This is a genomic window from Phenylobacterium sp. (assembly GCF_036677185.1).
GTDB lineage: Bacteria > Pseudomonadota > Alphaproteobacteria > Caulobacterales > Caulobacteraceae > Phenylobacterium.
Genome location: NZ_JAKFEN010000028.1, coordinates 75,476 through 101,777, shown reverse-complemented (window position 1 = coordinate 101,777; position 26,302 = coordinate 75,476). Strand labels below are relative to the sequence as shown.

The window sequence follows — 26,302 nt, the reverse complement described above, 5'->3', positions numbered from 1 at the left end:
GGCCGAAACGGCGCGAGCGCTTTCGGCATAGACCGCCACACTTACGCGGGCGAGTGGTTCGGTACGGAGGCCGGGGCAGCCGCCGAAGATCACAATGCGGCGGCCCATGGAAGATCCTCGTCGTCCTGGAGACGCCCCGGCCGGCGTCGGCCGGGGCGTCCAAGTCACCAGGCCGGAAGCCGGAGGATTACTTGGACTGGATCTCAATGGCCTTGGGCTCGCCCCCCGGACGCTTCGGGATGGAGATGGTAAGCACGCCATCCTTCATGGCGGCGTCGATCTTCGACCCGTCCGCGCTGCGGGGCAGGTAGATCGAGCGCGAGAACCGACCGAAGCTGCGTTCCGTGAGGCGCATGGCCCCCTCGGTCTTCTCGCTGGTTTCCGACTTCTCGCCGCTCACGGTGAGCACATCGTCCTCGGCCGTGACCTTGATCTGGTCGCGGGTCAGGCCCGGCACTTCCAGGGTGACCCTGAGGCCATCCTTTGTCTCGACCACGTCCATGCTCGGCGCGAAGTCAGTTTCGGTGAAGGCGCTGAGGCCATCGCCGAGCTCGTCGAAGAAGCGGTTGAACTCACGCTGCAGGGGCGCGAACACCTGTTTGGCGTTACGCTGCAGGGCGGGCACGAAATTCTGCGTGGTTGTGTGAGTTGTCATGGGTCGCCTCCTTGGCTGACGACCGCAATTAAGCCTCGGGGAGCCCCCGGCGCTTTGCGCGAGGTCAAGAGACGAACGGACCGGAATCGCGCCCGCAAGGTGCGAGGTCGCCCTGTTGGGCGGATTGATCGGGGCCCTGGTCGCCGTCTGCTGCAACGCGTCGGCGTTTCTCAACCGGCCCTCGCCCCGGTTCTAAGGCAGCAGCACCGCCGCGCCCGAAAACGCGCCATGGCGCAGGTCATCGAGCGCCTGATTGGCGTCCAGCAGTGCGTAGCGCCGCACGTGCGGGCGCACGCCCGCCGCGAGAGCCAGCGGCAGGTAGTCCCGTGCATCCTGGCGAGTAAGGTTGGCGACTGACACCAGACGCCGTTCGCCCCAGAGCAGATCGTACGGAAAGCTCGGGATGTCGCTCATATGGATTCCGCCGCACACGACGATGCCGCCCTTGCGGACCGCGGCCAGGGCTGTGGGTACGAGATCCCCGACAGGGGCGAAGATGATCGCGGCGTCCAGCGGCTCGTGCGGCCGTTCGCCGGACCCGCCGGCCCAGACGCAGCCGAGCTGGCGTGCAAGCGCCTGGGCCGCCTCGTCCCCTTCGCGCGTGAAGGCGAGAACGGTTTGGCCCTTATGGACGGCGAGCTGCGCCAGGAGGTGCGCCGCGGCGCCGAAGCCGTAAAGTCCGAGCCGCTCGACCTTCTGGGCTTCACACGCCATCCGCCAGGCGCGGAAACCGATGAGCCCCGCACACAGCAACGGCGCCGCCTCCAGGTCGGACAGGCTTCCCGGTAAGGGGAAGGTGCAGTCGGCCCGAGCAATCACCGTGTCCGCATAACCGCCGTCGCGGGTCCAGCCGGTGAAGGTCGGGTCGTCGCAGAGGTTCTCCTGGCCATCGCGGCAGTAGCGGCAGAGGCCGCAGGTCCCGCCCAGCCAGGCCACGCCCCGCCGCTCGCCAATCGTCACGCCCGCCACGCCCGGTCCGAGAGCATCGACGACACCAACGATCTCATGGCCGGGAACCACCGGCGCGCCAGGGGCCCCCAGGTCTCCATCCACCACGTGCAGGTCGGTCCGGCAGACGCCGCAGGCCCGCACCCGCAGCCGAAGCTCGCCCGGCCCGGGTTCGGGGTCGGCGCACGCCTCCGCGACGAGCGGCGTGCGGGGGGTCTTCAGGACCATGCGCAGCATCGGGCGATCCCCGGGGGTGAAGGCGAAACGATCAGCGCTCTCAGTGCTTGGACCGCCACAGCAGCCAGCCTCCCAACAACACCATCGTCTGGGCGACCGCCGAGAAGAGCAGGCTGAGGGTGAGGCCCAGTCGAAGCGCCCACGACTGGGACGCCGCGGAGTCTCCATAGGTAATCGCGATCAAGGCGGCCGTGCCGGAGAGTCCCGCCAGGAGGAGCACCAGGCCGAATATGACTTGGGCGAGGTTGGATCGGCGAGCCGCCATGGTCAGACCGTGAACAGTTCGTCGCACGCGCCGACGAAGCCATTGTTGAAGGGTAGGTCGGTCGCCGGGCTCAGCGTCAGGACCGGATTTCGAACGGTCACGTAGATTTCTCCGTACGCCAATGCGAGCCGCTTCGCGCGGGCTCGGTGGGAGTTGTAGGTTCGGCCGGAACCGGGAACCGGGCCTTGATCAGGGTCAAGCCGATTCCAGCGGCCACGGACCTGAAGCGGCCCTGGTGCAATGGTGGAGGCCCTCAAGCCGGGCCCCGCATCGAGCTACGGTCGTGCCTGCCGTCGCCCCTACTTGCCGCCACGCGGAACCGCGCTCGGCAGGCTCGGGCTCGAGGCCGGGGCGAAGCGCGCCACGAGGTCGTAGGAGTCGCCCGGGAAGGTCAGGCGGACTTGGGTGATCGGCTCGCGTCCCCGCCAGGTCCGTCGCTCCAGGGAGAGACACGCGGCCGTGGGATCGATCCGCAGGATCTTCGCGGTCGCGCGCGAGACATTGATCGCACTGATGCGGTGTTCGGCCTGGGTCCAGGCCACCGACGCGAGCAGCCAGGTTCCCGGCGGCGTCGCCGCGAAGTTCATCGCCAGGGCCTTGGGCGCCGACGCAAGGCTGATGAGCCGTTCCTCCAAGGCGAAGGGCCGGCCGTTGGCCCGATGGAGGCAGCGCAGGGCGACGACCTGGGCGGGGCCGTCCAGCTCGAGTTCCTCGCGGTCTCGCTTGTTGGCCGCGCGCGATTTCTGCGACAGCAATTCGTAGCCGTAGGCCTCGCCGCGGCTGGTGATGTCCGCCTGGATATCCAGGATGTCGAGCACGGCCGAGTGGACCTTCGGCCGCGAGACGAAGGTTCCCGCGCGCCGCTGCCGGACGATGAGGCCGCTCTCTGCGAGCGGCGAGAGGGCCTTGTTCACCGTCATCCGCGAACAGCCGTACTGGGCCATCAGCTCGTGCTCGTAGGGAATCCGATCACCAGGGGCCAACTCCCCGGACAGGATGCGCTCGGCGATCTCCGTGCGGATCCGCTTGTGGAGCGTGGTGTCGCCGCCGGACGTCATGCGGATCTCGGCCCTCCCGACCTCATCGTCGCCGCGAGGCTATCATGGTCGGTGAGGCGGCGCGTAGACGCCGCGGGCCGATGGATCAGCTCTCGCGTACTCGCGCCTTCGGCGCGCCGCGCAGACGCTCGACGGGGTCCAGGATCCAGGCGAAGTCGCGGCGGCGGAAGCTCTGGACAAGCAGGATGAGGCCGCTCAGCGCCAGCCAGGCGATACCTGCCGCCACGGTGATGATCAGCGGGTGGTTGAAGCTCTCGCGCTTGGTGTAGTCCATGATGTGGATCATCCAGAACACGTCCCAAAGCCGCCAGCTGTTGTTGCGGCGCTCGAGGACGTCCCCGTTGGTCGACGATAGGAGGAGCGTCGTGCGCTCGGCGTCGGCGAACTCCACGCGCCACAGCGGAAGCGGCAGCTTGCGGGTCTCGACGTCGGCCGCGTCCACCTTCCGGACCGAAGCCACGGGCTCGGAGCCGCTGAAGGCGGCGGCGGCCAGGGTCCCTGCCCTCGCCGCGTCGATGGGAACCGGCCGGCCGCTCTTCGCGTCGATCAGCTTCACGCCGGATGCGGTGGCGGCCTCGTAGACGAAACCGTCGCCGAGCGGCTTCAAGCGCAGGGCCAGGATGGGGCCCCCGACGGCCTCGGCGACGCGGGCCAGGGGAAGGGTGTCGGCCGGGACAATGAGCGCCGCCGGCTCGCGGACGGAATGCTCGGCCGAGACCTTGTGGTGGTCAAGCAGCGCCATCATCGCGCCGCTGATCGCCCAGAGGACGAACTGCAGGCCGAGGATCAGGCCGAACCATTTGTGTAGCGTGCGGATCAGGAACATCGGAACCTCAGGCTGCGGCTTTGCGCGCGCGGCGCCGGCGTCGGAAACTGTAGAGCAGGAGCCAGGCCCCGGTGAGCGAGGTCGCCACGGCCATCCAGGTGGCCACGCGCAGCAGGAGGTTGTTCACGTCCTCGCGCTCCTCGTAGTCCATGATGTGGAACATCCAGACGAAGTCAAAGATGCGCCAGAGGTCGTGCCGCTTGGCCACCAGCCCGCCGGTCTGCGGAGAGATGTAGAGGGTCGGCCGCCAGAAGCCTTCGAACTCGACCCGCCAGATCGGCGCCGGCCGGCCCTTGATCTCGCCCGGCACGACGTCGAGCAGCTCGGTCTTCACGATGCCGCCGGTCCCAGCATAGTGAAAGAGCGCCCGATCGCGGGCCGCGTCTTCGTCGAGCGGCGACAGCAACGCGCCGCTGCGGGCGTCGAACAGCATCTGGCCCGGGATCGCATCGACGACATAGACGGGCTTGCCGAGCTGGGTCTCCAGGCGAACCGACCTGGCGCCGGATTGGGCGAAGGTGGCGGGTTCCACGAGGCCCGCCATCGACAGGGCGCGCGGCTCGGCCGTCCGCACCAGGTGGTCGCCGTGGATGATGTCGATGTGGACGGCGGTCATGTAGAGGCCGCTCAGCGTCCAGAACACCGCCTGGACGGCGATGATCAGGGCGAGCCACTTGTGGGTCGTTCGCGCCAAGGCTGGCAAGCGCATCGTGGTTTCTCTTACCGCCGAATTCTCGAAGGGATCGGCGCCGGGCAGGACATGGGGTATCCCGCCCGGCGCCCGAAGGCGTCTAGTTGAACTGATAGGTCAACCGCACATAGCCCCGGCGACCGAGCAGGTCGTAGGTCATGGTGTCGGTATTGCCGTCGGTCCAGCTTTTGATGAAGGGCGCCTTCTTGTCGAAGATGTTGTCGACGCCGACGGCGATGTCGGCGCTCTCGCCCAGGCGATAGGCGAATTGGGCGTTGTGATAGAAGACGTTCGGCGCTCGGTAGCCGATGTCGGCGGGCGCGGCGTTGAAGTCGGTCGCCTTGCCGATCCACTGGACCGAATAGGTCCCCGTCCAGCGCTCATCCATCACCGCGAAGCTGGCGTTCGATCGCCAGTGCGGATAGCCGCCATTGCCGCCGCCGATATGGCCGTCGAACTCGATCGGGTCCGCACCGAGGAACGGCGTGATCACATACTCGTCGAGATAGGTCGTGTTCCAGTCGAGGCTGGCGCGCCGTTCGCCGATGTCGAAGTCGTAGCGGACGCCCACGTCGACGCCCTTCATCTGCTCCATGCCCGCGTTGGACGGCTGGGCCGAGAGGAAGTTGACCTCCCCGGTCAGCGGGCTGCGGGTGAAGTTGGCCGGGCCGCAGAAGGGGTGGGTCAGGCCGGGCGCCGCATAGCAGACCGCCAGCTTGGTGGAGCCCGGGATCGAGCGGATGGCGTCCTCGATCTTGATGTCGAAATAGTCGACGGTCACCGAGAGGCCGTTGACCTGGGTCGGCTGCCACACCAGGCCGAGGGTCAGGGTCTCGGCGGTTTCCGGCTGCAGGTTCTGGTTGCCGCCGACCGTGGTCAGCACGGTGTTGCCGAGCTGGACGTAGCCGGCGGGAACGCCGGAGGCCTGGCAGTTGGCGATCAGGGTGGCGTTGCCGCTGGTGCTGTAGCGGCTGCACGGATCGGTCGTGGTCAGGTTGCCCTCGGCCACACCGCCGAACAGCTCGGGCACGCTCGGAATACGGAAGCCGGTGCCGAAGGTCGCCCGCAGGCGCAGGCTGTCGATCACGGTCCAGTTCAGGCCGACCTTATAGGTCGTGTTGCTGCCGAACAGGTCGTAGTCGGAATAGCGGACCGCACCGTCGAGCTCGAGCTTCCGCACCATCGGCAGGTCGGCCAGCAGCGGCGCGGAAAGTTCAAGATAGGCCTCCTTGGCCTTGGTCTTACCGGCGATCGGGTCCTGTTGGTTGGTGTTGGCGATGCCCAGCACCGTCAGCGCGTCGGGGTTCCGCCATCCCTCCTCGTCCCGATAGACCAGGCCGGCGGCGGCCAGGAGCGGGCCGGCCGGCAGTTGGTAGACCGTGCCGGTGACGTCGGCGGTGATGCTGCGCTGCTCGTTGCCGCCGGAGTCGCGCGAGGTGAACAGGATATAGTCCAGCACCTGCTGGGTGACGTCGCCCGCGCCTAGATAATCGGCGCAGGGAATGGCCGCGCCGGCCGCCGTACTGCAGACGGCGGTGTTCAGCGTGTTATTCACCCGTTCCTTGTTGGCGATGTTGGTCATGCCGTCGATGCCGGTGTTGCGGCCCCAGTTCACGGCCGCTTCCCAGGTCCAGTCACCCACGATCGAGCCCTTGGCGCCGCCCACCAACCGGTAGGTGTCGGTCTCCTGGAAGAACTGACGCGGGCCCGGCTCGGCCAGGCGGCGCTGGATCACCGTGATGTTCTGGCCCGTCGGATTGGTCGGGTTGGTCGCCGAGACCACCAGGTTCCGCAAGGTCCCCGGCGTCGCGATCTGGTTGCTTTCGCGGTGGGTGAAGAAGAACTCCGCGAACAGGCTGACCTTGTCGTTGAGCTCGTAGTCGGCCAGGAACGCCGTGCTGATCCGCTCCAGCGGGGAGACCGCGTTCAGGAACGGGTTGGAGTTGAAGTTGTGCTTGGCCGCGCTGTAGGGCTCGTAGAAATTTCCGTTGCCGCCGGGCGTCTGGTTGAAGTTGATCTGCTGGCCGTTGAGGACCGCGCGGCCGCCGATGGTCGAGGCGCTGGAGACGCAGACCAGCGCGCCGCCGACCTCGCCCAGGCCGCAGGGCGCGCGGCTGGCCAGGTTGACCACCTCGGTCTTCTGGTAGGTCAGGGCCGCGGTGACGCCGCCGCGCTCGCCGCGCAGACCCCATAGGACGTCGACATTATATTCCCCGCCGTCGCTCTCGTCGGTGACGCCGTACTTGGCCGAGAGCTTCAGGCCCTCGTACTTGTCGAGGGTGATGATGTTCACCACGCCCGCGACCGCGTCGGCGCCGTAAATCGCCGAGGCGCCGTCCTTCAGGACGTCCATCCGGCCGATGATAGCGGTTGGGATCATGTTCAGGTCGGGGGCGCTGTTGGCGCCCGTGCCGCCGTTCACGACGCGACGACCGTTGATCAGGGTGAGGGTCCGGTTGATGCCCAGGCCGCGCAGGTTCACCTGCGCCGTGCCGTAGCCGTTGCCGGTCCAATAGGCGTTGGTCTGGTTGCCGGCGTTGCCGGCCGAGGCCGGCAGTCGCTGCAGCAAGGCCTCGACATTGGTGATGCCGGCCCGCGCGATCTGCTCCTGGCTGACCACCGTGGCCGGGCCGACCCCGGTGATGTCCTCGCGCTTGATGCGGCTGCCGGTGACCACGACCTCGTCGACGTCGTTGGCGGCCAGCTGCTGCGCGCCTGCCTGTGTGCTCAGCATCGCGGTGGTAAACAGCGCGCTCGCGAAAAGCAGGCGCTTCGAAATCCGGCTCATGGCCATCCCCTGTCTCTTTGGACCCCGGCCCGACCGATCTCCAGCGAGGCCGCGCCATTCACCAGACTGTCTTGTTTCGCCCGTCAGAGTGTCAAGATAGGTATATACATATTAGACGCCCTCAAGCTGGCTCGAGATTGCCGCTACAGGCCAGTTCCAGACCATTATGCGGTAAAATGCGATTAATTCGGCAATAATATCCCCGTTTTTGGGACTTATCCGCATGATATTGGCTATTTTTGGCTCGTCGCGTTTTCGCGCATAATACGCGCCTGGATGTATGTTTTCGATCACTACTCGTCAGGAACGCCGGAAATTTGATCGCAGAATCAGCACCCGTGTTCGGCGTTATATTTGGCGCATGACAATATTCATGGGTTCGTAAACGAACACATGGGGCAGCAGTTCTTATCTTTACAACCATTGCGACGATATATGTCGAGCATCATCATCGCTTCCGCGGATGCAATGCTCGAAACACTAAGATCTTTTGAAATCCCAAGCTGAATGCGAATATCCTTCGCCCCCCACGCAAAACAGAGGGCTGGATAGGACGGATACGCACCGGGAAGACCGATCCCTCATCTCTCGACGCAATATGCTGGCGAGGGACGCCAGGATCGTCTCGCGAAGACCAAGGGGGCCTGTCGGCCGGGGCGACGACGAGGCCCGACCGACAGGCCCATGGCCTAGAAAGCTCGGATGCCCACGATGGTCTGACCGCTCAGCTGGAAGCGGATCTTGCTGCCGACGGCCGCCTTTGCGAGCAGGGCCTTGTCGGACACCTTGAAGGGCATGGTCATCGCCGGCCAGTTGAGCGCCTTGATGGGGTCGTGGGCCAGGGTGACCGTGCCCGCCTTGGCGTCGATCTTCTTCACGACGCCGATGCCCTCGACCACGGCCGCGGACGGAGCGGCCGTCGGGGCGGCGTGGCCGCTGTGATCGCCTTGAGCGGCGGCGGCGGAGGTCATGGCCAGGGCGGCGGCAAGGGATAGGACGAAGGTTTTCATTTCGATCTCCAGACTGGCGCCAACGGCGCGGCATAGGCGGCGGCGGACGGCCGCCGGAAGAACCGACCTCGGAGAGGCCGGGTTGCTAGAACCAGGCCCGCAGGCCGATGACCAAGCGGGTGGTGTCGACATCCTCGCCGGCGGCGCGCGCGAAGTCGGCGGTCCGCCCGTACTTCCGCTCGTGGACGACGCCGACATAGGGTGCGAACTCGCGGCGGAACTCGTAGCGCAGGCGCAGGCCGAGCTCGGTGTCGGTGAGGCCCGAGCCGACCCCGGTCGCGGGGTCGTCCTGGGCCGCGAGATTGATCTCGGCCCGCGGTTCCAGGATCAGCTTCTGGGTGAGCCGCAGGTCGTAGGAGCCCTCGAGGCGCGCCGAGATGTCGCCCTTGTCGGAGAGGAAGGCCGCGCCCTCCAACTCGAACCAGTAGGGCGCCAGCCCCTCGAAGCCGAGAGTGGCGTAGGTGCGTGACGGGGTGGGCTCGAAGTCGTGCCGCAGCCCGACCTGAAGATCGAAATAGGGGCTGATCGGGCGGGAATAGAGCGCCTGCAGCTCAGCGCTCTCGAGATGATCGGCGCCCTCGCCTTCCGTCTTCACGACCAGGCGATGGGCGTCGCCGCCGTACCAGGCCTCGCCCTCCCAGGCGTAGCTGTCCTCGCCCGAGGCGGGGCGGAGTTCGGCCGTGCTGAGCATCACCTTCCAGGCAGGTTCGCCTCCATGCTCCCGGGCGAGTTGCGCGCGCGCCGCGGCCATGGCGGCGGGCGCATGGAATCGCTCGGCCGCGTGGTCGCTGGGAGTCGGCGGCGGAGGTTCGGCGCCCACCGGCGGCTCCATCTTCGACATGTCGTGACCAGCGTGCGGATCGATCGGCGGCGGAGCGGCTTCCGCCGGCATGACGTGCCCGGCGTGGGGGTCGGCCGCCGGCGGCGACGCAGGCATGGTGTGGCCGGCGTGCTGCGCCGAGGCGGGCGCCGCGACGGCGAGCGGCAGCAGGCCGATCAGGAGAAGGCGTTTCATGCGCCGCCTCCTTCGAGGGGCCGCACGGTGACGACGTTGAACATGCCCGCATGCATGTGGTGCAGCAGGTGGCAGTGGAACGCCCAGTCGCCGGGGGCGTCGGCCGTGAGGTCGAAGGTGACCTTGCCGCCGGGCAACACATTGACCGTGTGCTTCATCGGATGATGCCCAGGGTTCCCATTCACCACCTCATAGAAGTGGCCGTGGAGGTGGATCGGATGGGCCATCATCGAGTCGTTGACCAGGGTCACCCGCACCCGCTCGTTCAGACGGAAGGGGATGGGCGCCTTCAGGTGGCTGAACTTCTCGCCGTCGAACGACCACATGAAGCGTTCCATGTTGCCGGTCAGGTGAATCTCCATCTCGCGCGAGGGTGGTCGAGGATCGGGATTGGGGTTGAGCGCGACCAGGTCGCGATAGGTCAGCGCCTTGTGGCCCACATTCTCGAGACCTAGGCCCGGCTCTCCGGTGCGGTCGATCGGCATGGGCGAGATCATCTGCACGCCCGGCCCCAGCTTCACCTGCGGCGCGTTCCTCGGATCGCGCATGGACATGGAGCCATGATCCATCCCCTCCATGCCCGCCATGCCCGAGTGATCCATACCCATGTCGCGCATGGTCAGCAGCGGGCGCTCGCGCAGCGGCGGGACGGCGGCGACCATGCCTGGCCGCGGCGCCAGGGTGGCCCGGCCCATGCCCGAGCGGTCGGCGGCTTCGGCGACCAGGGTGTAGGCCTGGTCGGCGGTCGGCTGGACGATGATGTCATAGGTCTCGGCCGGAGAGATCTGGAACTCGTCGACCTCCACCGGCCGCACATTTTGGCCGTCGGCCTGGACGACGCTCATCTTCAGGCCCGGGATGCGGACATTGAAGGCGCTCATGGCGCCGGCGTTGATGAAGCGCAGCCGCACCCGCTCGCCGGGCTTGAACAGGCCGGTCCAGTTGTCCTTCGGGCCATGTCCGTTGATCAGATAGGTGTAGGTCGAGCCGGTGATGTCGAGGATGTCCGTGGGATCCATCAGCATCTTGGACCACTCCACACGGTCCTTCAGCGGCTGGTCCCTGCCCCGCATCAGACCCGCGATGGTCTGCTTCTGCTCATTGAAATAGCCCGCCTGGGCCTTGAGCTTCCGCATCATCACGTGCGGATGCATGAAGCTGTAGTCGGAAAGCACCACCACATGCTCGCGGTCGTAGGCGACCGGATCGGGGCCTGCCGGATCGATCACGATGGGGCCGTAGTGGCCCTCCTGCTCCTGGAGGCCGGAATGGCTGTGGTACCAGTAGGTGCCGGCCTGGCGGACCGGGAACTCATAGACGAAGGTCTCGCCCGGCTTGATGCCGGGGAAGCTGACGCCCGGGACGCCGTCCATCTGGAAGGGCAGGATCAGGCCGTGCCAGTGGATCGAGGTGTCTTCGTCCAGGGTGTTGGTCACCGCGATCCGGACGTTCTGGCCTTCCTTCAGCCGAACAAGCGGTCCGGGCACGGTCCCGTTGGTGGTGACCGCGTGGCCCGCGCGGCCGTCGACCTTGAACGCCGTGTGGCCGATGGCGAGCTTGATCTCCTCGCCGGAGACGGTCGGCAGGGTGGAGACCAGGCCCGGCGTCGCGCTCTGGGCCCAGGCCGGCAGCAGGGCGCTGACCGCGGCGCCTCCCCCCAGGGCCGCGGCTCCACGCAGAAGTTGGCGACGATCGAAATCAGCAGGGGCGCGTCGGCGCATACAGACAGGTCCTATCCTCGTGGCGCGGAGGAGATGGGGCTTCCCATGGCGGGAGGGTCAAGGGGGCGTTTGCAGAGATGGATACGCAAGGCCGTCCTCCACCCCTCGGCCGGCGGAACACTTATTCAGCGTCGAGACCCAGGATCTGGGCCAACTTCTGACGGGCTCGGTAGACTCGCGTCTCCACGGTCTTGGCGCTGACCCCCAGAAGCTTGCCGGCCTGTTGCTGCGAGAGCTCGTCGAAATAGGTGAGGATCAAGGGTTCCTTGAGCTTCGCAGGCAGCTTGGCGATGGCTGCGTCGAGGGCGGCGCGGCGCTGGGCCGAGACCAGCACCGCCTCGGCGTTCGGCGCCGGATCGGCCTGGCGCTGGGCCTCGGGGGACTCGGCGTCCTTCTCGCCGAGGACGATGCGGCGCACGGCCTGGCGCCGGCCGCGGTCACGGCACTTGTTGAGGGCGATGGCGCGCAGCCAGACACCGAAGGGCCTGGCGCGGTCATAGCGGCCCAGCGCCTTCCAGGCGGCGACGAAGCTCTCCTGGACAACCTCGTAGGCGGCGTCGGTATCGCCCACATAGCGCCGCACGAAGCCATACAGCCCGCCCTTGTGACGGCGCATCAGCAGGGTGAAGGCATGGTCCTCGCCGCGGACGGCGCGAGCCGCCAGCGCCGCGTCGCTTTCCTCGTCGGCGCCGATCACAGCGCCTGGTCGGTCAGCGCCTCGGCGATCCGGCGATCGAACTTGGCCGCCTGTTCCGGCGTCAGGACCTTCCGCATCTCCAGGACATGGAGAATGGTCTCCTTCTGGAGCTCGCCCATGGCGTGGTGGAACCGCTCGACCGCGGCCTTCACCTCGGGGGAATATTCGTGCCGGGCCTGGATGGCCGCGGCCAGTTCGGCGTTGGCGGCCCGAAGCTGCGCCTCGCGCGCCCGCCGACGGACGGCGAAGTCCTGCTCCAGGGCTTCGAGCCGACGCTCCTGATCCGCGGACAGGGCCAGCTCGTGATGCACGAACTCATGCAGAGACGGCGTGCGCCGCTGTTCCACGACATAGCGCGCGCCCACCCAGGTGCCGCCGGCCGCCGCGAGCGCGGCCAGCACGAGCGTGAGGACCAGGCCCCGTCCGACGAACTTCATCCTTGTTCGTCGAGTAGGGTCGAGGGCGCGAGGCGCGAGTCGATCGAGAAGACGGAGATCTCCCGGCTTTCATTCGCGGCCGCCGAGGCGGCGAACCCGCCGCCGGCCACGCCGACGCCCAGCGCCACGACCACCGCGGCCGCCCGCACTGGCAGCACGATCCAATCCATCGAACGCATTTCGCTCACGGCCTCGATGCGCCGCCACACGGCGGGCTCAAGTTGGTCCAAGCTCCGCTCGGGCCCCACAGCCTTCAAGGCTTCCAGCGCGTTGTCGAGCCTGCGGCTCATAGCTCACCCATGGAAAGACGACTCCTACCTTATACGTATCGCAAGCGCGGCCCCCTCACCTAGCGACTCGTATGACGGCAGGTACGGCTCACTTCACAGCCGCGATCAGGGCCTCCCCATGCCTTTCGCGAAGGCGCTTCTTGTCGACCTTGCCCGTGGCGGTCAGCGGCACGGGCTCGAAAACGACGAGGTCGGGCATCCACCACCTGACGATGCGCGGCTCGAGGAACCCCTGGACCTCGGCTTCCGTCAGCTTGGCGCCCTCGTGTCGCTCGATGACCAGGATCGGGCGCTCTTCCCACTTGGGATGGGCGACGCCCACGACCGCGGCGGTCTTCACGCCCGGGCAGGCGGCCATGATGTTTTCGATGTCGATGGACGAGATCCACTCGCCGCCGGACTTGATGACATCCTTCTTGCGGTCGGTGATCCGAAGGAAGCCGTCCTCGTCCAGGGTGGCGATGTCCCCCGTGTCGAACCAGCCGTCCGGCCCGAGGGCCGACTGGCCGGCGCGATAATAGCGCTCGATCACCCAGGGCCCGCGGACGAGCAGCGATCCGGCGCTCATGCCGTCGCGGGGGAGTTCGACCCCGGCTTCGTCCACGACCTTCAGCTCCACCCCGAACTGCAGGCGTCCCTGCCGCGTCCAGATGACCTCGTTCTCATGGGCCTTCCCCCGTTCGGCGATGGCGGGCGTCGAGGTGGCGATGACGCCCAGCGGGCTCATCTCGGTCATGCCCCAGATCTGCAGGACCTGGACGCCATGGCGCTGCTGGAAGGTCTCGGCCATCGCCCGGGGCACCGCCGAGCCGCCGATCACCACCCGCTGAAGCCGCCCGGTGTCCTGACCGGTTCGGTCCAGGTGATCCAGGTACATGGTCCAGATGGTCGGGACGCCGCCCGAGAAGGTCACGCCCTCGGCGCCGATGAGTTCCGACAGGCTGGCCGGGTCCATCCGGTCGCAGGGCAGGACGAACTTGCAGCCGCTCAGCAGGCCGGTGAACGGCAGGCCCCAGGCGGTGGCGTGATAGAGCGACGAGCACGGCATGATCACGTCGAAGGCCGAGAAGCCGAACGCGCCCGACAGCCCGGCGCCCATGGCGTGGAGCACGACGGATCGGTGCGAATAGAGCACCCCCTTGGGATCGCCGGTGGTCCCCGAGGTGTAGCAGAGGAAAGCCCCGGCGTTCTCGTCGAACTCCGGCCAGTCAAGGCTGTCCGCCTCCCCCGCGATCAGGGTCTCGTAGGAGACGGCGCCGACAGCGCCGGGGATCAACCGCTCCTGATCGCTCAGCATCACGAAGCCGCGGACCGTCGGAAGCTGGCCCCGGATGCGATCGACCAGTTCCGAGAACGAGCGATCGAAGAACAGCACCCGGCTTCCGGCATGGTTGATCGTATAGGCGATCTGCTCGTCCGAGAGCCGAGGATTAGCCGTGTGCAGGACCGCGCCCACGCCGGGCGCCGCATAGAACAGCTCCAGATGGCGGTGCGTGTTCCAGGCCAGGGTGGTGACCCGGTCGCCCGGTGAGACGTCGAGCCGCTTCAGCAGGTTGGCGGCCCGCGCCGTACGCCGCGCGAAGTCGTCGTAGCTGTATCGCCACAGGGGTTCGTCCACGAGCCGCGAAACGATCTCGCGCCGCGGGTGGGCGCGGACCGCATGCTTCAGGATGCTGGAGATCTGCAGCGGGACGGGCTGCATGAGGCCGGGTTGCGTCATCGGGCTTCGTTGATGACCTGCAGCTGGGTGAACTCGTGCAGCCCTTCCTCGGCGAACTCGACCCCGATGCCCGACTGCTTGGCCCCGCCGAACGGGATGTTGGGGCCGAAGTCGAGGTGCTTGTTGATCCAGACGGTTCCGGACTCCATCTCGCAGGCCAGCGCATAGGCCCGGGCGCGGTCCCTGGACCAGACCGAGCCGCCCAGGCCCCAGGGCGAGGCGTTGGCGCGTTCCAAGGCCTCCTCGGCGTCGGTGAAGGAGATCACCGGCAGGATTGGACCGAACTGCTCCTCGTCAACCAGCCGCGTGCCATCGGTGATATCGCGCACGATGGTCGGGCGGATGAAGTAGCCGGGACGGTCTTCCACCACGCCGCCGGCGATGATCCGGCCATCGGCGCGGGCGTCCTCCAGGAACCCCTTCACCTTTTCGTACTGCGCCTTGTTCTGCAGGGGGCCGATCTGCACCCCCTGCATCAGGCCGTCGTCGACAACCGCGGCGTCGGCGAGAACGGCGAGTTCGTCGCACAGGGCGTCATAGATCGACTCGTGGGCATAGACCCGCTTGATCGCCAGGCAGACCTGGCCAGCATTCATGGTGGCGCCGCCGAATATCCCGGCCGCCGCCGCCTTGGGGTCCACATCGCCCAGCACGATCGCCGCGTCGTTGCCGCCGAGTTCGAGGGTGATGCGCTTGATGGTGGAGGCCGCGCTGGCCATCACCTTCTTGCCGGTCTCGGTGGAGCCCGTGAAGCTGATCTTGGCGACATCGGGATGGGCCGTAAGCACGCCGCCCAGGTCGTTGTTGTCGGTGACGATGTTGACCACGCCCGGGGGGAAGATCGCCGCGCACAATTCGCCGAGCCGCAGGGTGGTGAGCGGTGTGGTCGGCGCGGGTTTGATGACGATCGTATTGCCCGCGATCAGGGCCAGAGGCGCCTTGAAGGCGACGATCAGCACCGGGAAGTTCCAGGGGATGATGCATCCAACCACGCCGAGCGGCTTGCGGCGCATCTCGACCCGGCGGGTCTCGTTGTCCTCGATCAGGCGGCTCGCCAGGTCGAGGCCGGCGAGGTAGCGCAGGAAGGCCGCCGTGTAGCTGATCTCCGCGGTGGATTCGGCCAGCGGCTTGCCCTGTTCCTGGGTGAGCAGGCGGGCGAACTCCTCGGTGCGCGCCTCGATGGCGTCGGCCAGCGCCAGCACCAGGGCGCGTCGGCGCTCCACGGGCGTCTTCGCCCAGCCCTTGAAGGCGGCCTTGGCGGCGGCGACCGCGGCGTTGAGCTGCCGCTCCGAGCCGCGTGGACATATCGCCAGCACCTCCTCGGTGGCCGGATTGATGACCTCCATCGTCGCGTCGCCGTCGACGAGCTCGCCGCCGATCAGCAGCCTGTAGTCAGCCATGGTTTCCTCCTTGGCCCGCCGTCGCGCGGCGGGACCTGTTCTTGTCAGCGGTCAGGTCAGAAACTGCGGCCCACGGTGACGCCGAACGTGCGGGGGGCGCCGACGTGGTTGTAGTCGAACCCGAAGCCGGCCAGCAGATCGACCCGCGAGGTGAAGTAGAACCGGTCGGTCAGGTTCTTGCCCCAGATCGACGCGTTCCAGGCGCCGTCGGCCGACTCCCAGTCGATATGGGCCGAGACCAGGGCGTATCGGTCCTGGCGCAGGCGCGGGATGTTGAGCACCTCGAAGTACTGGCTCGAGGCGTAGCTCAGATCCGCATGGAGGCTGAGCTTACCGCTGTCGCCGTCCATCACCGTGGCGTCGACGCCACCGCTGAAAGTGAGCGCCGGCGCGTTGGCCAGTTCGCGCCCCGAGACATCGACGCCGCTCACGATCCCCTCCTCGATCTCGGTGTCGAGGAGGCCGACGGCGCCACGCAGGGTCAGGCGCTCGTTCGCATGTGCTGTGAGTTCGATCTCGCCCCCCATGATGCGTGAGCGCGGGATGTTCTGCAGGGTCTGGGCCGCCGTCGACGGGTCGATGTTGATGAACTGCTGGTTCTCATAGCGGTAGTAGAATGCGGCCATGTTCAGCGTGACCCGCCGGTCGGCGAACTGGGTCTTGGCGCCCAGCTCGAAGGCGTCGACCGTCTCGGGCTCGGCGACCGACAGCTCGGACGGGTCGAAGAATGCCTGGGCGTTGAAGCTGTTGGCGCGATAGCCCCGGCTGTAGGTGGCGTAGACCAGGTCGCCGCTGGCCAGGCTGTAATCGAGGCCGATCTTTCCCGACAGGTTGTTGGTCTTGTAGCTGAGCGACGACGAGGGGATCAGGTTGACCACCAGCACCCCGTTGGGGCCCAGGGCGTCGGAGCGGAAATTGGTCTGCTCACCGGTGTCGTGGGTGTAGCGCAGGCCGCCGCGCAGCTTCAGGGTTTCGGTCAGGTCGAAGCTGGCGTCGGAGTAGAGCGCCACGCTCTCCTTCAGCTGGTCGAAGCTGTTCTCGAACAGGCAGCCGAGCGGCAGGCCGATGGCGCAGTCGGCGTCGGTCACCCCCGGCAGGCCGTCGGAATCGACGTCCTTGGCGATCTCGAAGGTCGTCTGGTTGAAGACCTTTTCGCGGTTGTAATAGGCGCCGACGATGAAGTTGAACGGGCCGTCGAGATCGCTGGTCAGCCGCAGGTCCTGGGCGAACTGGGTTGCGCGGTCGGCATAGGGGATCTCCAACAGCTCGATCGCCTGGCCGTCGGTGTCCTCGTAGAAATTGAGGCGGCCCTTGTCCCAGGAGGTGATGCTGGTGACGGTCAGGGTGTCGGTGACGTCGAAATTGCCGGTCAGCGACAGGGAGTAGGTGCGCGCGTGGCGCCGGTCGGTGACGTTCGCGGCGATCTGACGTTCGTCGAGCCCCGGGCGATTGACGGCCTCCGGCTGGGCGTAGATCCCGTAATTGCGCGGGTTCTGGTAGCTGGTCGATCCGCGCACGATGATCCGCAGCCGCTCAGACGGCTCGTAGAGCAGGGTCGCGCGGACCCCGTACTCGCTGACGCTGGCCAGGTCCGGCTGGCCCGGCAGCACGTTCTCGAACCAGCCGTCGGCCTTGGCGTAGACCCCGGCCACCCGCAGGGCGGCGTTCTCGCCCAGGGGCAGATTTACCGCGCCGCTCACGTCAACCCGATCGTAGTTGCCGTAGCCGACGCCGATATTGCCGCTCGTCTCACCCAGCCTCGGGGCCTTGGTGATCAGGTTGACCGCCCCGCCGGTGGTGTTCTTGCCGTAGAGCGTGCCCTGCGGCCCCCGCAGGACCTCCACGCGCTCCAGGTCGAACATCGAGACGCCCAGGAAGGCGAAGTTGCCCTTGTAGACCTCGTCATAATAGGTGGCGACGGGGCTGGACTGGTTCAGGCTGTAGTCGGACATCGACACGCCGCGCAGGGCGAAGATCGGCGTGTTGTCGCCCACCGTGGAGGTGAGCTGCAGGTTCGGGATCTTGGTCACCAGCTCGTCGGCCTGGGTCACCCGGCTCTTGGCCAGGGCGTCACCGGTGATGGCGGAGACCGAGATCGGCACGTCCTGCAGGTTCTCGGCCCGCTTGTTGGCCGTGACGATCACCTCCTCGATGGCCGTGGGTTCGTCCTGCCCATAGGCCGCGCCCGCTGCGCTGGTGAGCAGGAGGGCCAGAAATCCTTTGGCCAGATAGCCCCTGGCGATTGAGTGCCGCATATACCTTCTCCCCCAGTGTTTGGTCATTTGCCCGGGCTTTCCCAGTCCGGCATGCGCGCGATCAGTTCGGCCCGGACCCGGGACGCCTCGGTGCGCAGCGGTGTGCGCCGCAGGTGTCCGATCTCGGCGGCCGTGTAGGCCCTGAAGTCGTCCGGCAGGTTCGCCGGATCGAAACGATAGAGCGTCCAGTTGAGGAGGCCGGCGAGCCGCGCGTCGTCGAGATCGGTCGTGGCGACGCCGGGCACCCGCCCGAGGTATTCGCGCCCGCCCGGCACGGAGAGGAATTTCGCCACCGACCCGCGCATCGGCGGCGTGGTCCGCAGATCGCCGCCGCCCTCGGGGCGGTGGCACCCCTGGCACTTCAGCATGTAGTCGGCGCGTGCCTGGATCGGATCGGCGACGCCGCGCGGCGGCGGTTGCGCCCGGCTGGCGGTGGCGGTTCCGGCCAAGGCCGCGGCGGCGGCGAAAGCCGCCAACGAGGCCGACAGGGCGGGCGCCGAGGCCCTCATCTTCCCATCGCCTGGACGCGCAGCTTGCCGACTGCCGAAGGATTGAGCGCCGCGCCGGAGGCCCGGGCCGCGGCGACCTCCGCCGCGCTGAAGGGCCGGAACCCCTTGCCGGCCATGGCGACGTTCACGCCGACATGGTTCAGCGCCGCGGCGATGGCCGCGTCATCCAGGGTCTGGGCGGGCATGACGCCCCGAAAGGGCTTGCCCTCGACGGTGATCGGGCCGGCCAGGCCCTTGGCGATCACCAGGATCAGATAGCTGCGTCCGGCCGGCGACGCGGCCAGCGCCTTGAAGTTCGCGCCCAGCATCGGATAGGCGCCGGGCACCCCGGCCCCCGTCGGCAGGTGGCAAGCCGAGCAGCGCTTGTAGATCGAGGCGCCGTCCGGCGCCGCGGCCAAGGCCGGTGTCGCCAGCAGCAGGGGAAGGAGCAAGAGCGCCCGCATCACCGGCGGTCCGTCGCCACGCCGACAATGATCGCCGTCGAGCAGTTATAGACGCTGCTCTCCGTGCCCAGGCACCAGTTGTAGTCGTTGTTGGACTGCGGCCGCACGGGCGGACGGTCGCCCTCGTTGCGGTTGCATAGGCAGTGGCCGCAGGACGACACCCCGCAACAGTCGTTGTAGCTGATGATGTAGGCGCGCTTGTCGACCGGATTGGTGCAGGTGCCGATCCAGGTGATCGGCGACATCTCCGTGCCCGGCGGGCAGGCGTTCACGCTGCCCCCGCAACAGGTGCAGAGGAAACCGTCGATCGCGCAGTAGCGCCAGTAGTCGCACTGGGTCCGGTCGCCCGGATCCTGCGGATCGCCGGAGGTGATCGGCGGGCGTTGCTCGCCGGCGGCGCCCGGCGCCCCGGCCGCATGGGCGCGGGACACCGGCAGCACCGGCAGAACGGCCGCCCCGGTCAGGGTTCCGCCCAGCCAGGCCAGCAGGCTGCGCCGCGACGAACCGCGGGCGATCCCGCGCGCCAGAGTCTCCGTCCACTTGTCGAGTTGGGCCACGGCCTAGGCCTCCCCTTGGCGACGGGCGAGGAAGTCCTGGATCGAGGCCACGCCCCTCTCCTTGGCCTCGAACAGGCTTTCCAGATGCTCCCGGCTGTTGATGAGGCCGAGGGAGGCCACGCGGCCAGTCTCGTCGAGCAGGACGGCATAGGGCAGTTTCGAGACCCCGAACGACCGCCCCAGAGCCTCGGAGAGCACGAACGGCGTGCCGCCCAGCCCCTGCTCCATGACCATGCGGCGTTGCGCGGCCTCGTCGCCATCGCTGGCCAGCAGAGCGTCGAGCCAGTCGGCCTCGGCCCTGGCGGCGGACTTGAAGACCGGCAGGAGGGACTTGCAGACCGGGCAGTCGGGAGAAACGAAGAAGATCAGCTGGCTGCGGCCGTCGCGCTTGCCGCCGACGGTCACGCTGGATCCGTCCAGGGCGCGCAGGAGCATCGGCGTGGCCGCGTCGCCGACCTTGACCTTCTGATGCAGGGTCAGGGCGCCGGCCGGGGCGATCCGCTCGTGCAGGATGCCGACCTGCCGGGCCAGCGCGGCCACGAGCACGGCCAGCACAAGCACGGCGATCCACAACAGGATCTGGGAGGTGAGCATCACGCCTTCCTTTTCTGAGGCGCCGGGATGGCCGCCAGTTCGCCGAGCGCGAGATAGAGGGCGAGCAGGGCCAGGGCGGCGAACGGGGTTTCGATGGAGATCGGATCGGACGGAGCCGCCGCGACGGCCAGGGCCAGGCCCGCCAGCGCCGCGGCGCGGGCGACGGCCACGCCGTCAACAGGCTTCTCCCGCGCGGCGAAGGTGCAGCCGCAGTCGAGGCTCATGCCCTTGCGCCGCCAGAGGGCCAGGCCATAGGCGCTCCAGACCAGGGCCGCGATCACGCCGCCGAGCGGCTGGAGACCGGGCAACACCAGCGCCAGGGCGGCCGCGCCCTCGATAGCCGCCGCCGTGAGGCTGAGGACCGGGCCGATGGCGCCGTCGACGCCGGCCAGCCGGGCGGCCGCCACGCCCAGCCGGTCGCGCTCGATAAGCTTGTGGCCGGCCGACAGGGCCAGGACCAGGGCGAGGAATAGGGCGAGCGCGGCCATCATTCGACCGCCGTCAGGGTCTGAGGATTGAAGGCGACCCGCGCGCCCAGGCTGTGCAGGAAGGTCCCGGACACCGCGTCATAGACATCGATCACGCTGTCGACGCGAGCCACCACCAGCCTCGGCCGCGCCTCGCGGGTCAGCTCGATCGAGGAGCCGACGCCCTGCAACGGGATCCGCGCGATCCGCGCCTTCGTGGCCGGATCGACCACCCAGACCTCGGTTCCGCCGTCCTTATGGCTGCCCTCGCGGCCCGCGGGGTTCATCAGGACATAGAGGTGGCCCGCGGCGCTTCTGGCGATCACCTGCCAGCCGCCGGGACGCCACTCAGGGTTGGCCCCCTCGGCCCCGCCAAGGGTGAAGCCGCTCCCAACCTCCTTGGCCACCTGGCCGGACAGGTCGAAACCGCGGAGCTGACCGCGATAGGTCACGAACCAGGCGGTCCGCCCCACCAAGGCCGGCATGCCGAACATCGGCTGGTTGTCGATGTCGTGGATGGGCTTGGACGTGACGCTCGAGGCCAGCTTGCCCTCGGCGTCGAGGACCAGGCTGGTCATGGTCCCGTCGGCGCAGAAGGTCGTGAACCCGCGCTCGCCCGTCGGATAGATGAGCGCGCAGCCGGGCAGCTCGATGTCGCCCAGGACCTTGCGGTTCTCCAGGTCCACCACGGTCACCGACTGGCCTGGCGTGAAGTTGGAGACCAGCGCCCACCGCTCGCCATTGGTGAACTGGAAGCTGTTCTTGTAGGTGACCGACTGCTGGCGCTTGCCGCCGGGCAGGACGATCTCGCCCTTGGGCTTGAGCGTCGCCTTGTCCCAGATGGTGACGACGTCGGTCCGCTCCCCACGGGAGAGTCGGGAGAAGTAGGTCTCCGCCGAATAGAGCTCCGGCCTGGTCGAGGCGTGCAGGATGTTGCCGAACTGGGCGACCTGCACCCAGCCCTTGAGCGGCGCCGCCGGGGCGTTGGTGTCGACCACGACGCCGCGTCCGTCGACGAGTGCGTTGAAGTTGAAGTCGTGAACGATCATCCAGCTCGCGGGATAGCGCTCCGGCAAGACGAGGACGTTCGGAATCGCCTCTTCGGCCAGCGGCGTCGGGTAAGGCTGGGCGCACAACGGCTGAGCGACGAGCGCGGAGGCCAGACCTGCGGCCAGGGCCAAGCGGAGCCTCGTCGAACGCATCGTCTAATCCCCCAACAGGCCGCCGCTTCCGAGCGTGCCGAATGACGAGGAGAAAAGACCTGACCCAATCTTTTGTCAATCGACAAACTTTGGTCATTCGACAAATCTTGGGATCACACCGATTTGTCGCCTCCCAAGGCAGGGAGCCCCGACCGGCGCTTCACGCGTCGGGGCGGACGGGTTCATTGCGGAAGTGACCGCGACGACGGCTCAGGCGGGCTGAGGCTCGCTGTCCGGCTGCACGACGCCCGAGATCTCCCCCGGACGCATGGCGCGAATGGCGTAGAGGAAAGACTTCACCGCGATCCGCTCAATCGCCGGCATCTTGCCGATCCAAGGCTTGTCGTGACCGGCGAAGATGGTCATGCCCTCCATCGAGGCCGACATGAACAGCGCGAGCGTCTCACGTTCGTCCGCCGGCAAGGCGGGATTGATCTCCGCCACGAGGTCATTGAGCACCACGCGCGCGCGGCGATAGATGTGGTCCACGCGCTCGTGGACGAAGGGGTCGTGGTTGGACATCGCCCACAGTTCCGGAAAAATCCGCGTCGTCTGCTTCGTCTTGATGTCCTCGAGGATAAGCATGACGATCCGTTCGAGACGTTCCTCGGCCGTCGTGTCGGGGGCGTGATAGATGGCGTCGAACGCCTCCTCATAGCTGCTGATGATCGCATCCAGCAGCTCGCGCAGCAGCTCCTCCTTCGAGGAGAAATAGTAGGCGATGTTGCCCGCCTTGAGCCCGCACTCAGCCGCGATCCGGCGCAGGGTCAGGGCTTTCGAACCCTGCTCGACCAGCAGCGACAGGGCGGCCGTCAGGATACGCGCCAGCCCCTCCTGCCCCCGGGCGTATCCGCCCTCCCGGGGTTTGATCTTGAGGTCCGGGATGGTGAAGTCCGTCAACGGCGCATCCTTCGCGTGTCCGCCGAGACTTAGTGCCGCCGTCCGGCAGCGACAAGCGCCGACCCGATATGCCGCGGCCAGAGCTTATTTGGTCTGGCCGCCGTCCACGGGCAGGACCACACCGGTCACGAAGCTCGCGGCCGGACTGAGCAGGAAGGCGGCGGCGACGCCGATCTCGTGCGGCGCGCCGAACCGCTTCAGGGGCACTTCGCGGTTGATCCAGCGCAGCACCTTCTCGCCGCCGGGGCCCTGCGACCGCGCCTCCCAGTCGCCTCCGGGGAAGATGATGTTGCCCGGCGCGATGGTGTTCACCCGCACCCCGTGCCGACCGACGATGGCCGCCAGCTCCTTGCCCATGTGATTCATCGCCGCCTTCGACGTCCCGTAGGTAAGCGGCGTGCCCAGCGCCGCCCCACCGGCGATTGAGCTGATGAACAGCAGGGAACCTTCCTTGCGCTCGGTCATCCTGCGCAAGACGACCCGCGCCAGCCGATAGGCGGAATCCAGGTTCTGGACGAAGCCCGCGTCCCAGGTCTCGTCATCGACATCGAACCCCGGCGGGCAGGGATAGAGCCCGACATTGGCCACGGCGCCCCAGATCGGCCCGAACTCCGTCTCGACGGCCTCGATCATCTCGTCCAGGACCGCGCTCTCGCGCAGGTCGCCCGCCCGCGCCCAGACCCGATCCTCGCCCCATCGCGCGGCCAGCGTGTCGCGCGCCGCCATCAGCGGTCCCTCGCCCCGGGCGGCGAACGCCACGCGGGCGCCTTCAGCCAGGCAGGCCTCCAGGATACCGAGCCCGATTCCGCGGCTGCCCCCCGCGACGAAGACAACCTTGTCGTTCAGCTGCAAGTCCATGGGGCCTCAAGGGTCTGGGGTTTTTGCGACCCTCCGGCCGCCGGCGCGATACAGCCTACAGTGCTCCGGACGCTTGGGGAGCCCAATCAAGCCAATTCCCGCATCGGTCGATAGCGCCTTTGGCTTAGACCGCGACCGGCTCTGCTCCTAGCGTCGGCTCCAGTGAACGGCCGCGATGGGCCGAGGCCCCGCGACGCGCGCCTCGCTGTCGAAAAACGCCGACGCCTAGCGAGGAAACCGATGAGCCGAATGACCCCCGCCGAGATGGCCCAGCAGATTGGCGGAGGCCTGCTGTCGTTTCCGGTCACCCACTTCGACGCCCGGCGTCAGTTCGTCGAGGGCCCCTACCGCCAGCATTGCGCCTGGATGCTGCAGCGTGACCTGGCCGGCCTGTTCGCGGCCGGCGGCACCGGCGAGTTCTTCTCCCTGTCCCCCTCCGAGGTCGGCCGCGTGGTCCGCGCCGCGGTCGAGGAGACCGCCGGCAAGGTCCCGGTCATCGCCGGCTGCGGCTACGGCACGGCCATCGCCGTCGAGCTCGCCCAGGACGCCGAGCGCGCCGGGGCCGACGGCCTGTTGCTGCTACCGCCCTATCTGGTCAATTCCTCCCAGGAAGGGCTGGCGGCCCATATCGAGGCGGTGTGCCGCGCCACCGCCCTGGGGGTCATCGTCTACAACCGCGACAACGCCATCCTGACCGAGGACACCCTGGCCGGGCTCTGCGACCGCAACCCGAACCTGGTCGGCTTCAAGGACGGGGTCGGCGACGTCGAGCTGATGATGCGGGTCTATGCCCGGATGGGCGACCGGCTCACCTATATCGGCGGCCTGCCGACCGCCGAGACCTTCGCCCTGCCCTATCTGGAGATGGGGGTGACCACCTACTCCTCGGCGATCTTCAACTTCCTGCCCGACTGGGCGCTGGCCTTCTACAAGGCCGTGCGCCGCCGCGACCGCGAAACGGTGCTGGCCGGCCTGCGCGAGTTCGTCCTGCCCTATATCGCCCTGCGCAACCGGGGCCGCGGCTACGCGGTCTCCATCGTCAAGGCGGGGATGATCGCGGTCGGCCATGACGCCGGCCCCGTGCGACCGCCCCTGACCGACCTGACCGAGGCCGAAGGCGCCGAACTCCAGGCGCTGATCGCCCGCGTGCAGACCAAGGACCACGCCATTGCCGCCAACGGGTGAACTGCTGATCGGCGGCGGCGCGCGACGGGGTTCGGGCGGCGACCTCCAAGGGGTCGATCCCGCCACCGGACGGGTGCTCGATCCAGCCTTCGGCGGGGCGACCAAGGCGGATCTGGCCGAGGCCTGCGCCCTCGCCGCCGCGGCCTTCGGCCCCTATCGCGCGACCTCGCCCGAGGCCCGCGCGCGGTTCCTGGAGACCATCGCCGAGCGGATCGAGGCCATCGGCGATGCGCTGATCGTCCGCGCCATGGCCGAGACCGGCCTGCCCCGCGCCCGCCTCGAAGGCGAACGCGGCCGCACCACCGGCCAGCTTCGCCTGTTCGCCGGCGTGCTGCGCGACGGCGGCTGGCTGGAGGCGCGCATCGACCCGACCCTGCCCGAGCGCAAGCCCCTGCCCCGACCCGACCTGCGGCTGCGCAACGTGCCGCTGGGGCCGGTGGCGGTGTTCGGCGCCAGCAACTTCCCCCTGGCCTTCTCCGTGGCCGGCGGCGACACCGCCTCGGCCCTGGCGGCCGGCTGTCCCGTGGTGGTCAAGGCCCATCCGGCCCATCCTGGAACCTCCGAACTGGTCGGCCGCGCCGTCCAGGAGGCGGTGGCCGCGCACGGCCTGCCCACCGGGGTCTTCGCCCTGCTGCACGACGCCGGCGTCGAGATCTCCCAGGCCCTGGTCGCCGATCCGCGCATCAAGGCGGTCGGGTTCACCGGCTCGCGGCGCGCCGGCCTGGCCCTGCTCGCCGTCGCCCAGGCCCGGCCCGAGCCGATCCCGGTCTATGCCGAGATGAGCAGCATCAATCCGGTCCTGCTCCTGCCCGCGGCGCTCGCCGCCCGCGGCCCCGCCATCGCCAAGGATTTCGTGGCCGCCCTGACCCAGGGCGCGGGCCAGTTCTGCACCAATCCCGGCCTCATCCTCGCCATCGAAGGGCCCGGCCTGGACGCCTTCCTGGCCGCGGCGGCGCAGGCGCTTGGCCAGGCGCCGGCCGCCACCATGCTGACCGCCGGCATCTCCTCGAACTACGCCGCCGGGGTGCGGAGCCTGGCCGAGCGCGACGGCGTCGCCGCCGTCGGTCAGGGTCAGTCGCCCGGCCCCGGCGCGGGCCAGGGCCAGGCGGCGCTGTTCGCGACCTCCGCCGAGACCTTCCGGTCCGATCGCCGCCTGCATGAGGAGGTGTTCGGCGCGGCCTCGCTGGTGGTGCGCTGCCCCGACGCGGCGGCCCTGCGCGCGGCGATCGCCGAGCTCGAAGGCCAACTGACTGTCGCCCTGCACATGGACGCCGGCGACACCGACCTGGCGCGCGACCTGCTGCCCGAGCTGGAACTCAAGGCCGGCCGGGTCCTGGTCAATGGTTTCGGAACGGGGGTCGAGGTCGGCCACGCCATGGTCCACGGCGGCCCGTTCCCCGCCACCTCCGACAGCCGCGCCACCTCGGTGGGCTCCCTGGCCATCGCCCGTTTCCTGCGGCCGCTCTGCTACCAGAACCTGCCGCAAGCCCTGCTGCCGCCCGAACTGCGGGACGACAATCCGCTGGGCCTGGTCCGGCGGATCGACGGCAAGCTGGACCTCGCATGAGCGCGGC

At 68.2% G+C, this 26,302-nt stretch carries 26 protein-coding genes; 2 read left to right on the top strand and 24 right to left on the bottom strand.

The annotated features are described in order from the left end of the window. Positions 1 to 187 precede the first annotated feature (187 nt). The 24 genes from V6M51_RS17480 to V6M51_RS17365 form a co-directional block, all read right to left on the bottom strand. On the bottom strand, positions 188 to 655 hold the full coding sequence (locus tag V6M51_RS17480; protein WP_332769213.1) for an Hsp20/alpha crystallin family protein: 468 nt from the start codon (positions 653 to 655) through the stop codon (positions 188 to 190). A gap of 192 nt (positions 656 to 847) precedes the next feature. Beyond that, on the bottom strand, positions 848 to 1,840 hold the full coding sequence (locus V6M51_RS17475; protein WP_332769212.1) for a zinc-dependent alcohol dehydrogenase family protein: 993 nt from the start codon (positions 1,838 to 1,840) through the stop codon (positions 848 to 850). Positions 1,841 to 1,880: 40 nt separating this feature from the next. Next, positions 1,881 to 2,105, bottom strand: coding sequence for a hypothetical protein (locus V6M51_RS17470; RefSeq protein WP_332769211.1), 225 nt, complete (start codon positions 2,103 to 2,105; stop codon positions 1,881 to 1,883). Positions 2,106 to 2,404: 299 nt separating this feature from the next. Next, complete coding sequence (gene hutC / locus V6M51_RS17465; RefSeq protein WP_332769209.1) at positions 2,405 to 3,163, bottom strand: histidine utilization repressor; 759 nt, start codon at positions 3,161 to 3,163, stop codon at positions 2,405 to 2,407. An 85-nt stretch (positions 3,164 to 3,248) separates the two neighbouring features. After that, positions 3,249 to 3,989, bottom strand: coding sequence for a PepSY domain-containing protein (locus V6M51_RS17460; protein WP_332769208.1), 741 nt, complete (start codon positions 3,987 to 3,989; stop codon positions 3,249 to 3,251). A gap of 7 nt (positions 3,990 to 3,996) precedes the next feature. Next, positions 3,997 to 4,698: a hypothetical protein gene (locus tag V6M51_RS17455; RefSeq protein WP_332769207.1), complete on the bottom strand. Its 702-nt coding sequence runs from the start codon at positions 4,696 to 4,698 to the stop codon at positions 3,997 to 3,999. 82 nt (positions 4,699 to 4,780) lie between these two features. Continuing rightward, positions 4,781 to 7,468 carry a TonB-dependent receptor gene (locus V6M51_RS17450; protein ID WP_332769205.1) on the bottom strand — a complete coding sequence of 896 codons (2,688 nt, stop codon included), beginning with the start codon at positions 7,466 to 7,468 and terminating at the stop codon, positions 4,781 to 4,783. A 689-nt stretch (positions 7,469 to 8,157) separates the two neighbouring features. Beyond that, a complete protein-coding gene (locus V6M51_RS17445) occupies positions 8,158 to 8,478 on the bottom strand; it encodes a copper-binding protein (protein WP_332769204.1) in 321 nt (106 codons plus the stop codon). Between the two features lie 85 nt (positions 8,479 to 8,563). Beyond that, positions 8,564 to 9,493 carry a copper resistance protein B gene (locus V6M51_RS17440; RefSeq protein ID WP_332769202.1) on the bottom strand — a complete coding sequence of 310 codons (930 nt, stop codon included), beginning with the start codon at positions 9,491 to 9,493 and terminating at the stop codon, positions 8,564 to 8,566. Next, positions 9,490 to 11,214 carry a copper resistance system multicopper oxidase gene (locus V6M51_RS17435; protein ID WP_332769200.1) on the bottom strand — a complete coding sequence of 575 codons (1,725 nt, stop codon included), beginning with the start codon at positions 11,212 to 11,214 and terminating at the stop codon, positions 9,490 to 9,492. The genes V6M51_RS17440 and V6M51_RS17435 overlap by 4 nt, the downstream gene beginning before the upstream one ends. A 121-nt stretch (positions 11,215 to 11,335) precedes the next feature. Further along, on the bottom strand, positions 11,336 to 11,911 hold the full coding sequence (locus tag V6M51_RS17430; protein WP_332769198.1) for an RNA polymerase sigma factor: 576 nt from the start codon (positions 11,909 to 11,911) through the stop codon (positions 11,336 to 11,338). Next, positions 11,908 to 12,348 carry a Spy/CpxP family protein refolding chaperone gene (locus V6M51_RS17425; RefSeq protein ID WP_332769197.1) on the bottom strand — a complete coding sequence of 147 codons (441 nt, stop codon included), beginning with the start codon at positions 12,346 to 12,348 and terminating at the stop codon, positions 11,908 to 11,910. Before V6M51_RS17425 ends, V6M51_RS17430 begins: the two co-directional genes overlap by 4 nt. Further along, entirely contained in the window at positions 12,345 to 12,638 is a 294-nt protein-coding gene (locus V6M51_RS17420) for a hypothetical protein (RefSeq protein WP_332769196.1), read from the bottom strand. The genes V6M51_RS17425 and V6M51_RS17420 overlap by 4 nt, the downstream gene beginning before the upstream one ends. 88 nt (positions 12,639 to 12,726) lie before the next feature. Beyond that, a complete protein-coding gene (locus V6M51_RS17415; protein WP_332769194.1) occupies positions 12,727 to 14,358 on the bottom strand; it encodes a long-chain fatty acid--CoA ligase in 1,632 nt (543 codons plus the stop codon). After that, positions 14,355 to 15,758: an aldehyde dehydrogenase family protein gene (locus tag V6M51_RS17410; RefSeq protein ID WP_332769192.1), complete on the bottom strand. Its 1,404-nt coding sequence runs from the start codon at positions 15,756 to 15,758 to the stop codon at positions 14,355 to 14,357. The genes V6M51_RS17415 and V6M51_RS17410 overlap by 4 nt, the downstream gene beginning before the upstream one ends. Before the next feature lie 56 nt (positions 15,759 to 15,814). Beyond that, positions 15,815 to 18,013 (bottom strand): TonB-dependent receptor, encoded by a 2,199-nt coding sequence (locus tag V6M51_RS17405; RefSeq protein ID WP_332769190.1) that lies wholly within the window; start codon positions 18,011 to 18,013, stop codon positions 15,815 to 15,817. Between the two features lie 23 nt (positions 18,014 to 18,036). Further along, entirely contained in the window at positions 18,037 to 18,522 is a 486-nt protein-coding gene (locus V6M51_RS17400; RefSeq protein WP_332769188.1) for a cytochrome C, read from the bottom strand. Further along, the gene (locus V6M51_RS17395) at positions 18,519 to 18,953 is read right to left on the bottom strand and encodes a c-type cytochrome (RefSeq protein ID WP_332769186.1); all 435 of its coding nucleotides are present in this window, start codon (positions 18,951 to 18,953) and stop codon (positions 18,519 to 18,521) included. The genes V6M51_RS17400 and V6M51_RS17395 overlap by 4 nt, the downstream gene beginning before the upstream one ends. A gap of 11 nt (positions 18,954 to 18,964) precedes the next feature. Beyond that, a complete protein-coding gene (locus V6M51_RS17390; RefSeq protein WP_332769185.1) occupies positions 18,965 to 19,522 on the bottom strand; it encodes a methylamine dehydrogenase light chain in 558 nt (185 codons plus the stop codon). A gap of 3 nt (positions 19,523 to 19,525) precedes the next feature. Beyond that, on the bottom strand, positions 19,526 to 20,116 hold the full coding sequence (locus V6M51_RS17385) for a redoxin family protein (RefSeq protein ID WP_332769184.1): 591 nt from the start codon (positions 20,114 to 20,116) through the stop codon (positions 19,526 to 19,528). Further along, positions 20,116 to 20,604, bottom strand: a complete 489-nt coding sequence (locus V6M51_RS17380) for a MauE/DoxX family redox-associated membrane protein (protein WP_332769182.1) — start codon at positions 20,602 to 20,604, stop codon at positions 20,116 to 20,118. Before V6M51_RS17380 ends, V6M51_RS17385 begins: the two co-directional genes overlap by 1 nt. Continuing rightward, positions 20,604 to 21,785, bottom strand: coding sequence for an amine dehydrogenase large subunit (locus tag V6M51_RS17375; RefSeq protein ID WP_332769180.1), 1,182 nt, complete (start codon positions 21,783 to 21,785; stop codon positions 20,604 to 20,606). The genes V6M51_RS17380 and V6M51_RS17375 overlap by 1 nt, the downstream gene beginning before the upstream one ends. A 210-nt stretch (positions 21,786 to 21,995) precedes the next feature. Further along, complete coding sequence (locus tag V6M51_RS17370) at positions 21,996 to 22,685, bottom strand: TetR/AcrR family transcriptional regulator (RefSeq protein WP_332769178.1); 690 nt, start codon at positions 22,683 to 22,685, stop codon at positions 21,996 to 21,998. A gap of 84 nt (positions 22,686 to 22,769) precedes the next feature. Further along, complete coding sequence (locus V6M51_RS17365; RefSeq protein ID WP_332769176.1) at positions 22,770 to 23,543, bottom strand: SDR family NAD(P)-dependent oxidoreductase; 774 nt, start codon at positions 23,541 to 23,543, stop codon at positions 22,770 to 22,772. A 240-nt stretch (positions 23,544 to 23,783) separates the two neighbouring features. Between V6M51_RS17365 and kdgD the strand changes: the two genes are divergently transcribed. Together kdgD and V6M51_RS17355 are read left to right on the top strand one after the other, a co-directional pair. After that, on the top strand, positions 23,784 to 24,728 hold the full coding sequence (kdgD, locus tag V6M51_RS17360) for a 5-dehydro-4-deoxyglucarate dehydratase (RefSeq protein ID WP_332769174.1): 945 nt from the start codon (positions 23,784 to 23,786) through the stop codon (positions 24,726 to 24,728). Further along, the gene (locus V6M51_RS17355; RefSeq protein WP_332769173.1) at positions 24,712 to 26,295 is read left to right on the top strand and encodes an aldehyde dehydrogenase (NADP(+)); all 1,584 of its coding nucleotides are present in this window, start codon (positions 24,712 to 24,714) and stop codon (positions 26,293 to 26,295) included. The genes kdgD and V6M51_RS17355 overlap by 17 nt, the downstream gene beginning before the upstream one ends. Positions 26,296 to 26,302: the final 7 nt, after the last annotated feature.